Raw genomic sequence first — 11,447 nt, 5'->3', positions numbered from 1 at the left:
GGAGCCTTGCCCGACGGCTGCCTGGGACCCGCCTGGCGGCGCTGACCCTCCATGTCCGAGGCGTTCGTTAGGCTGGGTTGGGACAAGGAGATGACATGGCGCAACGAATATCCGGCACCCCGGGGACGCTCGGCGAGTCCGTCGACCCGCAGGAGCTGCCGGCGACGGCGGCGGAGACCACTGCGGAGAACCCGTGGCCGCTCAGTGTGCTGTCGAACAAGATGAAGTCCTACATCGACCGCATGTCGAGCGTGTGGATCGAAGGCCAGGTCGTCGAACTCAACCATCGCGGCAAGGCCAGTTACCTCACGCTGCGTGACACCGACGTCGAGATGTCTCTGCCCGTCCAGATCTGGAAGAACGTCCTCGACCGCACGGGAGCGCAGCTGTCCGAAGGCAGCCATGTCGTCGCGAACCTCAAGGCCGACTTCTGGACGAAGACCGGCCGCCTGACGATGCGCGCCAACGACATCCGCGCCGTCGGGCTCGGCGAGCTCCTCGCCCGTCTCGAACGGCTGAAGAAGCAGCTCGCCGCCGAAGGCCTGTTCGATCCCGCCCGCAAGAAGCGCCTGCCGTTCCTCCCGAATCGCATCGGGCTCATCACCGGACGCGACTCCGACGCCCAGAAGGACGTCGTGCGCAACGTCCACCTCCGCTGGCCCGCCGCCGAATTCGAGATCCGCAACACCGCAGTGCAGGGGCCCGACGCCGTGCCCGGAGTGATGAAGAACCTCGCCGAGCTCGACGCGGATCCGACGATCGACGTCATCGTCATCGCCCGCGGCGGCGGCAGCATGGAGGACCTCCTCCCGTTCTCCAACGAAGCGCTGGTGCGCGCCGTGTCCAATGCTCAGACACCGGTCGTCTCGGCGATCGGCCACGAAGCCGACCGTCCCATCCTCGACGAAGTCGCCGATCTCCGCGCCTCGACACCGACCGATGCCGCCAAGCGCATCGTCCCCGACGTCGCCGAGGAGGCCATGGGCATCCTCAATGCCCGGGCCATGCTCGATGCCGCAGTCAATCGCATCATCGACCGCGAGCAGGAGATGCTCACCGCCGTGCGCTCGCGGCCCGTCCTCGCCGAGCCCCAAACGATGGTCGATGCCCGGGAGGACGAACTCCTCATGCTCCGGCGCCGCAGCCTGCAGGCGATGTTCGGTCAGCTCAACCAGGGGCAGAACGAGATCAACCACCTGCGGTCGCAGGCCCGGTCGCTCTCGCCGCTGCGCACACTTGAACGCGGCTACGCGGTCGTGCAGACGGACAGCGGCCACGCGGTGCGCGATGCCGACGAAGTCCACACCGGATCGACCGTGCACATCAGAGTCGCCCGCGGACGCTTCGACGCCGAGGTGACGACCATCGACGATGCCACAGAAGAGACAAGGAGCTGACCATGACCGAACCCGCAACCCAGCAGAGCGAACCCGACATCAGCACGCTGAGCTACGAACAGGCACGTGAGGAGCTCGTCACCACGGTCAAGCGCCTCGAGGCCGGCAACCTGCCCCTCGAGGAGTCGCTGCGCCTCTGGGAACGCGGAGAGGCGCTGGCCGATCGGTGCCAGGCATGGCTCGACGGTGCGCGCGAACGCCTCGACAAGGCCCGCGAGGACAGCACCGACGACGAATGACGGTGCCCGCCTCAGCTGCTGTGCCGGCTCAGGCGAGGTCGGCTGACACTTGATCGGCGAAGTAGTTGACCGTGTCCGGAGTGGCGATGGCCGTGATGACGACGAAGACGTCGCCCTTCGACGTCACCCACTGCACCTTCGCATCATCGGTCCGGTACACCTGGTAGGTGTAGCCGCTGACATCGACGGTCTCGGCGGCAGTCGCATCCTTGACCCTGCCGTCGGCCCACGCCTGGGACGCCTGCGCCTGCTCGATGCTCACCCACTGGTCGTCGGGCCCGAGGAACGAGACGTACCACGAGGTGACACCGGTGTCGCCGATGCGATCGAGGTTGGCTTCATTCGACGTCCACCCCGAGGGCACATCGGGAACGACGAGGGGATAGTCCGTGTTCGACTGGGACACCTCGGCGATCGCACGGTAGTCGACGACCCGCTCGGAGTTGACCTCCGGCTGCGGGGCGAGGAGGAGGACACCGCCGACGAGAGCCAGGCAGGCCATGATCGCCACGGTCATGTTCACCCAGTTCGAGTTCTTCCGCAGCAGACGCATCTCTTCCCGCGACCCGGGAAGGACGACTCCGGACTGGTCGGACATGGAAACTCCCTCGCGGCCGGTCCCCTGCTGCTGCCGGGAACCCGTTTCGTCGGTGGTGGAACGGACATTCACTCCTCCATTGTCCCCGCGCGGCCCACCGGGGGCCAATCGGCGGTGCCCCTGACCCCGCGACGCAAGGGCGCACCGATCGGCACCTGGCGCTCAGCTGCCTGCCGCATTCCGCTGACACCTCCTCGCGCAAGGAGGTGTCAGCACTCACCGAGGAGGTGTCGGAGACCACCTGAGGAGGGTGGCACAATTGGAGGCATGAGTGACCCACAGGATTCAGTTGACGTGAAATCGCATCATGATCGGGGCCGAGTGGACGCGGAAGCGCCACCCGTCGCAGTCACCGACGCATGGTCCCAGCAGGCCCAGGTCGGAGCCGATGCTCCCGACCGCAACCTCGCCCTCGAACTCGTGCGCGTCACCGAAGCCGCCGCCATCGCCGCCGCCCCCTGGGTGGGCCGCGGGGACAAGAACGCCGCCGACGGCGCGGCCGTGGCCGCGATGCGCAATGTCATCTCCAGCGTCCGCATGGCCGGAACCGTCGTCATCGGCGAAGGCGAGAAGGACGAAGCGCCGATGCTCTTCAACGGCGAGCAGGTCGGCGACGGCGGCGGAGCCCGCTGCGATGTCGCCGTCGACCCGATCGACGGCACCCGCCTGACCGCGCTCGGCATGCCCAACGCGATCTCCGTCATGGCCGTGACCGAAGACGGCGCGATGTACGACCCGTCGGCCGTGTTCTACATGGAGAAGCTCGTCACCGGGCCAGCCGCCGCCGACGCCGTCGACCTGCGCCTGCCGATCGCGGAGAACATCCGCCGCGTCGCCAAGGCGAAGGGAACGAAGGATCCCGCCTCGGTGACGGTGATGATCCTCGACCGCCCCCGCCACGAGAAGACGATCGCGGAGATCCGCGCCGCCGGCGCGCGCATCCGCCTCATCACCGACGGCGACGTCGCCGGCGCCATCGCCGCCTGCCGACCCGACACGGGCGTCGACATGCTCATGGGCATCGGCGGCACCCCCGAGGGCATCATCACCGCGTGTGCGATCAAGGCCCTCGGCGGAGTCATCCAGGGCCGCCTGTGGCCGCAGGACGACAGCGAGCGCGAAGCCGCGGCGAAGGCCGGCCTCGACATCGACCAGGTGCTCGGCACCGATGACCTCGTGACCGGGGACAACTGCTACTTCGTCGCCACCGGCATCACCCAGGGCGACCTGCTCGACGGCGTGAAGTTCCACGGCAGCCACGTCTCGACGCATTCGCTCGTCATGCGGTCGAAGTCCGGCACCGTGCGCTCGGTCTTCGCCGAACACCAGTCGGCGAAGACCCACTCCTACGTCGAGGCCGCCGAAGAGGCCGCCCGCCGCGGACTCGTCTGACCCGAACTCCATCACCGGCGCCGGCCTCCCCGGCGCCGGTCCCAGACACAGCGGGTGCGATGCCGCTCGCTCCACCATCACCGGCCCAGGGAAGCAGGTCAGGACGCAATGCCCAATCAGGCTTGGAAGCGCTTGCAGGAAGGCAACCGCCGGTTCGTCAACGACGAACCCGAACATCCCAACCAGGACACGGCCCGCCGCGAGGCGGTGACGGCGGACCAGAAGCCGTTCGTCACCCTCTTCGGCTGCGCCGACTCCCGAGTGGCCGCGGAGATGATCTTCGACGTCGGGATCGGTGACATGTTCGTCGTGCGCAACGCCGGACAGGTCATCGACCCCGTCACCCTCGGTTCGCTCGAGTACGGGGTCGAAATGCTCGGCACTCCCCTGCTCGTCGTCCTCGGCCACGACAGCTGCGGGGCAGTGACGGCGGCCTACAACGCCTACGACACCGGGGAGACCCCGCCGGGGTTCATCTCCGACGTCGTCGCCCGCATCCTCCCGACCGTGGCCCGGGCGCGGAAGAACCACCGCACCACCGTCAATGAGACGGTCGTGCAGAACACCATCGACACGGTCGAGAAGATCATGCAGCTCTCCACGCTGATCTCCCGCGCCGTCGAGGAGGGCCGACTCATCATCGTCGGCATGACCTACCAGCTCCACGACGGTCACACGACCGTCGTCGCCCAGTACGGAGGCGACGAGGCCGCGGTCTCGACGTACGCCTCCTGACCCGCGGCCGGAACGTGAGGGCGCCGCGGCGTCCGCACGTCGCGGCCGCACACACCATCACGAAAGGACAGTGCCCAAGCATGAGCGAAGAGTTCCGCATCGAACACGACACCATGGGTGAAGTGAAGGTTCCCAAGGACGCTCTCTACAGCGCGCAGACCCAGCGGGCCGTCGAGAACTTCCCGATCTCCGGCAAGACGCTCGAATCCGCGCACATCGCCGCCCTCGCGCAGGTGAAGAAGGCAGCGGCCAAGGCCAACCGGGAGCTCGGCGTCCTCGACGCCGACCGCGCCGAGGCGATCGAGAACGCCGCCGACGAGGTCATCGCCGGCAAGCACGATGCGCAGTTCCCCATCGACGTCTTCCAGACCGGATCCGGCACCTCGTCGAACATGAACACCAACGAGGTGCTCGCGACGCTGGCGACGAAGGCCCTGGCCGACAAGGGCATCGACGTCCACCCCAACGACCACGTCAACGCCTCGCAGTCGTCGAACGACGTCTTCCCCACCTCGGTCCACGTCGCCGTGACGAAGGCCCTGGTGACGACGCTCATCCCGGCCATGGACACGCTGGCGACGTCGCTGGAGAAGAAGGCCGAGGAGTTCGCCTCGGTCGTCAAGTCCGGGCGCACCCACCTCATGGACGCCACCCCGGTCACCCTCGGCCAGGAGTTCGGTGGCTACGCCGCGCAGGTCCGCTACGGCATCGAGCGCATCGAATCGGCTCTCCCCCGCGTCGCCGAGGTGCCGCAGGGCGGAACCGCCGTGGGCACCGGCATCAACACCCCTGACGGGTTCTCCTCGCGCGTCGTCGAGATCCTCGCTGAGGAGACCGGCCTGCCGATCACCGAGGCCCGCAACCACTTCGAGGCCCAGGCCAACCGCGACGGCCTCATCGAGGCCTCGGGTCAGCTGCGCACGATCGCCTACGGCTACATGAAGATCTGCAACGACCTGCGGTGGATGGGCTCGGGACCGAACACCGGCCTCGGCGAGATCGCCATCCCCGACCTCCAGCCCGGCTCCTCGATCATGCCCGGCAAGGTCAACCCGGTCATCTGCGAGGCGACGATCCAGGTCGCAGCCCAGGTCATCGGCAACGACACGACCGTGGCCCTGTCGTCGACGAACGGCGCGTTCGAGCTCAACGTCGGCATCCCCGTCATGGCCTCGAACCTCCTCGAGTCGATCCGCCTGCTCGCCAACGCCTCGACGGTGATGGCGGAGAAGATGATCGACGGACTGACCGCGAACGTCGAGCGGGCGCGCTTCCTCGCCGAGGCGTCCCCGTCGATCGTCACCCCGCTCAACAAGGTCATCGGCTACGAGAACGCCGCGAAGATCGCCAAGCACGCGGTCGCGAACAAGATGACCGTCAAGGAGGCTACGATCGACCTCGGCTTCGTCGAGAACGGCTCGATCACCGAGGCCGACCTCGACAAGGCGCTCGACGTCATGACGATGATCGGCACCTACAAGTGAGGTGACCCGCTCACCGCACAGCGCCCGCCGCCGGTCACCACCGACCGGCGGCGGGCGCTGTCGCGTCTGAGCACACCCTAGGACCGGAACGGGTCGAACTCCTCGAGGACGTCGGTGACGAGGGCGGCGATGTCCGAGCGCTCCGAACGGGTGAGCGTGACGTGCGAGAAGAGGTCGTGGCCCTTGAGCTTCTCGATGACCGCGGCGATCCCGTCATGGCGCCCCACCCGCAGGTTGTCCCGCTGCGCGACATCGTGGGTGAGCACGACCTTCGAATTCATCCCGATGCGCGAGAGCACAGTGAGCAGCACATTGCGTTCGAGCGACTGCGCCTCATCGACGATGACGAAAGCATCGTGGAGCGACCGGCCGCGGATGTGCGTGAGCGGCAGCACCTCGAGGATCCCCCGGTTGACGACCTCGTCGATGACGTTCTTGCTCACCAGCGCGCTGAGCGTGTCGAAGACCGCCTCGGCCCAGGGGTTCATCTTCTCCCCCTCGCTGCCGGGCAGGTAGCCGAGGTTCTGGCCGCCGACGGCGTAGAGCGGGCGGAAGACCATGATCTTCGAGTGCTTGTTCTCCTCGAGCACCTTCTGCAGCCCCGCCATGAGAGCGAGCGCGGACTTCCCCGTTCCGGCTCGCCCTCCCAGCGACACGATGCCCAGCTCGTCGTCGAGCAGCATGTCGATGGCCACCCGCTGCTCGGCCGACCGCCCGTGGACGCCGAAGATGTCCCGATCCCCGCGCACGAGGCTGACCGTGTTGTTCGCCCGCACCCGGCCGAGAGCCGATCCCCGCGGTGAGGTGATGACGACGCCGGTGTTGACGACCTCGTCGGCCACCGCATCGGTCTGGATCGACCCTGAGTCGTAGAACTCCGACATCTCCTCATCGCCGAGCGCGAGTTCGCTCATCCCCGTGAAACCCGAATCAGTGGCGAGTTCGGCCAGGTACTCCTCGGCCTGGAGGCCGAGCGCTGAGGCCTTGACGCGCATCGGCACATCCTTAGTCACGACGACGACGTCGTGGCCCTCCGCGGCGAGGTTGCGCGCGACCGCGAGGATCCGCGTGTCGTTCTCCGACCGGTCGAATCCGACGGGCATCGTCGAGGCGTCGATGTGGTTGAGTTCGACGCGCACCGTGCCCCCGGCGTCGCCGACGGGGATCGGCTCGTCGAGACGGTCGTAGTCGGAGCGGAAGTCGTCGAGGATGTGGAGGGCCTTGCGGGCGGTGAACCCGAGTTCAGGATGGTGCCGTTTCGCCTCGAGCTCCGAGACCACGACGAGCGGGATGACGATGTGATGCTCTGCGAATCTCAGCAGTGCTCCCGGATCCGAGAGAAGCACCGAGGTGTCGAGAACGTATGTGTGGACCTTTTCGGCCATGAGGACCCCTGTTGCGTGCGTAGCGCCGAGGTCCAAGTCCTGACATCCCCCGAACCCCGGGTTGGTGTCGACCAACTACAGCCAACCTAACCCCGGTCTCGGGCGTGTCCCGGTACCGGCACGCGCATCCGCGTCATGAGCTTCGCATGAATGGGATGGGTGATAGTTTCGGCCCATGGCCGATGCGATCTTCGAGAACCCGCAGCTCGTCGCCGTCTACGATGCCTTCGAGGCTCCCCGCGACGATCTCGACCTCTACACCTCACTCGCCGAGGAGGTCGCGGCATCGGCGGTCATCGACCTCGGGTGCGGCACCGGTGTGCTCGCCCGCAGGCTCGCCCGCACCGGCCGCGACGTCCTCGGCATCGATCCGGCCCGGGCCTCGATCGATCTCGCGAAGGCGCACGCCGCCGAGGAGGGGCTGAGTATCGATCACCGCGTCGGCACCGCCGCGGACATCCCCACCGCTGCCGCCGATCTCGTGACGATGACCGGTAACGTCGCCCAGGTCTTCCTCGGCCTCGACGACTTGCGCGCCGCGTTCGCCGACTGCGCCCGCGGCCTGCGCTCCGGTGGTCACCTCGTCGTCGAGACCCGCGACCCCGCCGTCCGGGCCTGGGAGGCGTGGGGACGACGCCAGCCGCGCACCCTCGACGTCGACGGCATCGGCGAGGTCACCGAGACCCTGGCACTGGGCCAGGTCGACCTGCCGTTCGTCTCCTTCTCCCACCTCTACCGCTTCGCGGCCACCGGCGACGTCATCGGCTCGCGCTCCCGGCTGCGGTTCCATGAGCAGGGAGAGGTCGCCTCGGCGCTCGAGGCCGCCGGCTTCGCCGTCCGCGACATCCGGGACGCACCGGACCGTCCCGGTGCCGAATGGGTGTTTCTCGCGCAGAAGCGCTGAGCCAGGCAGTAATGGACGAGGTGTCGGGCCCGGGACTCGGCGTCTACCGGCCGAAGCGCCGCTGGCGCAGCCCGTAGTCGCGGACCGCGCGAAGGAAGTCGGTGCGCCGGAAGTCGGGCCAATAGGTTTCGCAGAAGTAGAACTCCGAGTACGCGCTCTGCCACATGAGGAATCCGGAGAGCCGCTGTTCGCCCGAGGAGCGGATGATGAGGTCCGGGTCGGGCTGGCCCTTCGTGTAGAGGTGCGCCCCGATCTGCTCGGGTGAGAGCTCGGCGATGATCGTCTCGAGGTCGACGCCGTCGTCGGTCCGGGTCCGCAGCAGGGACTTCACGGCGTTGACGATCTCCTGCCGCCCCCCGTAGCCGACGGCGACGTTGACCCGCATCCCGCGTCCGTCCGAGGACGCCGCGGCCTCGAGGCGGGCGCGCAGGTCGGGCGGCAGGATGTCGAGGTCGCCGACGAGCTGGACCCACACCCCGTCGAGCTTCGCGATCCGCTCGACCATGTCGGAGATGATCTCGATGAGCACGGCCACCTCGTCGGCCGAGCGGGCGAGGTTCTCCTTCGAGAGCACGTAGAGGGTGACGATCTCGACGTCGACCTCCGTGCACCAGCCGAGGAATTCGACGATCTTGTCGGCCCCGGCGCGGTGGCCGTCGGCGGTCGTCGCCCCGAACTCCTTCGCCCAGCGGCGGTTGCCGTCGGTGATGACCCCGACGTGCCGGGGCACGGGCACCGAGGTGTCGAGCTCGCGCAGGAGTCTCCGCTCGTAGAGGCGGTAGAGCAAGCTCAGCGGTCGTGCCACGTCGCCTTCTTTCTCCTGCAGTCCCGGTCGGTCGAACATCATCCAGAGTACTATCCTCCGACCGCCTCACCTGCGGTCGGTCTCAGCCGATGACTCTCCGAGGTCAGCGCAGAACTGCCACGACCGGCACATGAGCCGCTGGGGATCCTGCCAGGAGAAGCCAGTAGATTGAAGCCATGAACGCTCCCGTCACGGATCCGCCAGCGCTCGACCGTCCCGATTCGCCGGACCGCCAGCCCCGCTCCGGCGGCGCGTATCCCGTGCACATCGCCCGGCGCCGCACCGCGCTGCGCTCGGAGCTCGGCAAACTCGCCGGACAGGTCAAGCCGAAGCTGCGCGGCTGGTTCCATGCCGGAGCGTTCCCGCTGGCGATGATCGGCGGGTTCGCCCTCGTCATCATCTCCCCGACGATCGAATCGCGGCTGGCGGCCTCGGTCTTCGCCGTCACCGGGATGCTCCTCTTCGGCACCTCCGCGGTCTATCACCGCGGCCGCTGGCGGACCCGCGCCCGCCTCATCCTCCGCCGTCTCGACCACGCGAACATCTTCCTCATCACCGCCGGCACCTACACCCCGCTCGCCGTCCTCATGCTCCGACCGGACCAGGCGATCCTCCTGCTCTCGGTGCTCTGGGGCGCCGCGGCCCTCGGGGTGGCGTTCCGGACGATCTTCACGACCGCGCCGAGGTGGCTCTTCGTCCCCGTCTACGTCTTCTTCGGCGTCGCCGGAGTCGGCTACATCCCGCAGATCTGGGCGACGATCCCGGCCGTCGGCATCCTCATCGTCGTCGGCGGCGTCTGCTACATCGCCGGTGCCGTCATCTACGGCATCAAACGGCCCAACCCGGCACCGAGGTGGCTCGGGTTCCATGAGATCTTCCACATCCTCACGATCGCCGGCTACGGCTGTCACCTCGCCGCGCTCCTCGTCGCGGCCGTCGCCGCCTACTGAGCGCCGGCGGCCGCGCCTGCGCCGCGCCGGCCGAGCACTCAGCGCACACAACAGCGCCGGACCCGGCGACCGCCTCGGCGATCATCGGATCCGGCGCTGTGGACTGCCGGTGACGCTGGGATGGGCACTCACCCCGGCCTCTCAGCGGTTCAGCCGTCCTGCTTCCGGGTCTCCTCGGTTCCACCATCGGCATCGGCCTGGTCGGACTCGGAGGCGTCACCGGTGGCCTCGGGGGCGTTGGCCCCGGAGAGCTTCGACTGGTTGGGCACCGCGTACTTGCGCAGCGGGATCGGGTAGGCGTCGCTGGCTCGGGACCGCGCCCGCACCCGGCGGACGCGCTTGAGGGCGTCGCGGATGAGGAAGATCGCGACGACGACGATCGCGAACGTCGTGAGGAAGCCGATCGTGCCGGGCGTGACGAGGTCGGGATCGGGCCCACCCGACGGGGTCGCCGTCCCCGTCGCCGCGAGCACCGCGACCGCTGACAGGCTCGACTCGGTTGCCATGACGCTCATGCGCTCTCTCCCTGGTATTCGTCGACGGAGGGTGAGGCCGGGAGCATGCCCTCGGCCGGGACCGTGCTGCCGTCGTCGCGTCGGACGCCGGCGAAGAGATCGGACTCCTGGAAGTCGACGCCCGGCGTCAGCGGCGGCCGGTCGGTGCGGTCGACGGCGAGCTCGAACTCCTCGGTCGGCCAGTACTTCCGGGCCGCGACCCGCGAGGCGGAGAAGAACCCGCCCTCGGGATCGATCTGGGTGGCGTGGGAGAGCAGGGCGCGATCACGGGCGTCGAAGTACTCAACGCAGTCGATGCGCGTCGACAGCCAGTTGACGCGTTCGGCATCGCGCTTCCTGAAGTCCTCGATATGGTCGGCGAACGGCGACTCGAGACCGGCCTCGGTCATCTTCTCGTGGATCGTGATCCACTTCTTCGCCGAGAGGTCCTGGTTGTAGTAGACCTTCTGCACCTGCCACGGCTCGCCGAGCTCGGGGTAGGCCTGCGGATCGGCGGCGGCCTCGACGGCGGCCATCGTCACCGCGTGGTTCTTGATGTGGTCGGGGTGCGGGTAGCCGCCGAGCTCGTCGTAGGTCGTGACCACCTGGGGCCGGAACTGCCGGATGATGTGGACGAGAGGCAGCATCGCGATCTCGTCGGGCACCCGGTAGAAGCAGCCGGGCGGCGTCTGGTTCTCGAAGTCGGCGTCGGGCAGACCCGAATCGACGTGACCGACCCACACGTGCTCGGCGCCGAGCGCGGCAGCGGCGGCCGCCATCTCCTCACGGCGCAGTCCCGCGATGTCGCGGGTGGCCTTGGGCGATTGGAGGAGCGCCGGATTGAGGATGTCGCCGGCCTCTCCCCCGGTCATCGAGGCGATGAGGACGCGCGCGCCGAGATCCGCGTACTTCGCGCTCGTCGCGGCCCCCTTCGACGACTCGTCGTCGGGGTGGGCGTGAACTGCCAGCAGACGCAGACCCTCATATGGAAGCGCAGTCATTTCTCGGAAGATCCCTTTCGATTCGCCGTGAGCCGTTCCTCACTCCGCGTGCCCGTGGACATG

The 11,447-nt window shown here is 68.2% G+C and carries 12 protein-coding genes; 7 read left to right on the top strand and 5 right to left on the bottom strand.

Translation table 11 applies throughout. The features are described from left to right. The first annotated feature begins 95 nt into the window (after positions 1 to 95). Both xseA and ACFQ91_RS04720 read left to right on the top strand, forming a co-directional pair. Positions 96 to 1,397: an exodeoxyribonuclease VII large subunit gene (gene xseA / locus ACFQ91_RS04725; protein WP_376872430.1), complete on the top strand. Its 1,302-nt coding sequence runs from the start codon at positions 96 to 98 to the stop codon at positions 1,395 to 1,397. 2 nt (positions 1,398 to 1,399) lie between these two features. Beyond that, positions 1,400 to 1,636 carry an exodeoxyribonuclease VII small subunit gene (locus ACFQ91_RS04720; protein ID WP_344251250.1) on the top strand — a complete coding sequence of 79 codons (237 nt, stop codon included), beginning with the start codon at positions 1,400 to 1,402 and terminating at the stop codon, positions 1,634 to 1,636. A 28-nt stretch (positions 1,637 to 1,664) separates the two neighbouring features. Here ACFQ91_RS04720 and ACFQ91_RS04715 read toward each other — a convergent pair whose 3' ends face one another. After that, positions 1,665 to 2,234, bottom strand: coding sequence for a DUF4245 family protein (locus tag ACFQ91_RS04715; RefSeq protein WP_137824712.1), 570 nt, complete (start codon positions 2,232 to 2,234; stop codon positions 1,665 to 1,667). Between the two features lie 267 nt (positions 2,235 to 2,501). Here ACFQ91_RS04715 and glpX point away from each other — a divergent pair, with 267 nt between their 5' ends. The 3 genes from glpX (at position 2,502) to ACFQ91_RS04700 (ending at position 5,845) form a co-directional block, all read left to right on the top strand. Next, positions 2,502 to 3,626 carry a class II fructose-bisphosphatase gene (glpX, locus tag ACFQ91_RS04710; RefSeq protein WP_137824713.1) on the top strand — a complete coding sequence of 375 codons (1,125 nt, stop codon included), beginning with the start codon at positions 2,502 to 2,504 and terminating at the stop codon, positions 3,624 to 3,626. Positions 3,627 to 3,734: 108 nt separating this feature from the next. Beyond that, entirely contained in the window at positions 3,735 to 4,361 is a 627-nt protein-coding gene (locus tag ACFQ91_RS04705) for a carbonic anhydrase (protein ID WP_137824714.1), read from the top strand. 80 nt (positions 4,362 to 4,441) lie between these two features. After that, entirely contained in the window at positions 4,442 to 5,845 is a 1,404-nt protein-coding gene (locus ACFQ91_RS04700; protein WP_137824715.1) for a class II fumarate hydratase, read from the top strand. Positions 5,846 to 5,922: 77 nt separating this feature from the next. Here the strand turns inward: ACFQ91_RS04700 and ACFQ91_RS04695 are convergent, their stop codons facing one another. Further along, on the bottom strand, positions 5,923 to 7,230 hold the full coding sequence (locus ACFQ91_RS04695) for a PhoH family protein (protein ID WP_344251252.1): 1,308 nt from the start codon (positions 7,228 to 7,230) through the stop codon (positions 5,923 to 5,925). A gap of 175 nt (positions 7,231 to 7,405) precedes the next feature. On the opposite strand from ACFQ91_RS04695, the gene ACFQ91_RS04690 reads away from it, so the two are divergent. Beyond that, a complete protein-coding gene (locus tag ACFQ91_RS04690; protein ID WP_376872191.1) occupies positions 7,406 to 8,134 on the top strand; it encodes a class I SAM-dependent methyltransferase in 729 nt (242 codons plus the stop codon). A 43-nt stretch (positions 8,135 to 8,177) separates the two neighbouring features. Here the strand turns inward: ACFQ91_RS04690 and ACFQ91_RS04685 are convergent, their stop codons facing one another. Continuing rightward, positions 8,178 to 8,939: an isoprenyl transferase gene (locus tag ACFQ91_RS04685; RefSeq protein ID WP_269780020.1), complete on the bottom strand. Its 762-nt coding sequence runs from the start codon at positions 8,937 to 8,939 to the stop codon at positions 8,178 to 8,180. 176 nt (positions 8,940 to 9,115) lie between these two features. Between ACFQ91_RS04685 and ACFQ91_RS04680 the strand changes: the two genes are divergently transcribed. Then, positions 9,116 to 9,889, top strand: coding sequence for a hemolysin III family protein (locus ACFQ91_RS04680; protein WP_376872186.1), 774 nt, complete (start codon positions 9,116 to 9,118; stop codon positions 9,887 to 9,889). Between the two features lie 149 nt (positions 9,890 to 10,038). Here ACFQ91_RS04680 and ACFQ91_RS04675 read toward each other — a convergent pair whose 3' ends face one another. Further along, positions 10,039 to 10,404, bottom strand: coding sequence for a hypothetical protein (locus ACFQ91_RS04675; RefSeq protein ID WP_376872183.1), 366 nt, complete (start codon positions 10,402 to 10,404; stop codon positions 10,039 to 10,041). Then, positions 10,401 to 11,384 carry a mycothiol conjugate amidase Mca gene (mca, locus tag ACFQ91_RS04670; RefSeq protein ID WP_376872180.1) on the bottom strand — a complete coding sequence of 328 codons (984 nt, stop codon included), beginning with the start codon at positions 11,382 to 11,384 and terminating at the stop codon, positions 10,401 to 10,403. Before mca ends, ACFQ91_RS04675 begins: the two co-directional genes overlap by 4 nt. Positions 11,385 to 11,447: the final 63 nt, after the last annotated feature.

The organism is Brevibacterium sp. NPDC056726 (assembly GCF_042790515.1).
Classification (GTDB): domain Bacteria; phylum Actinomycetota; class Actinomycetes; order Actinomycetales; family Brevibacteriaceae; genus Brevibacterium; species Brevibacterium sanguinis.
This window is presented reverse-complemented; position numbering and strand designations above follow the sequence as displayed.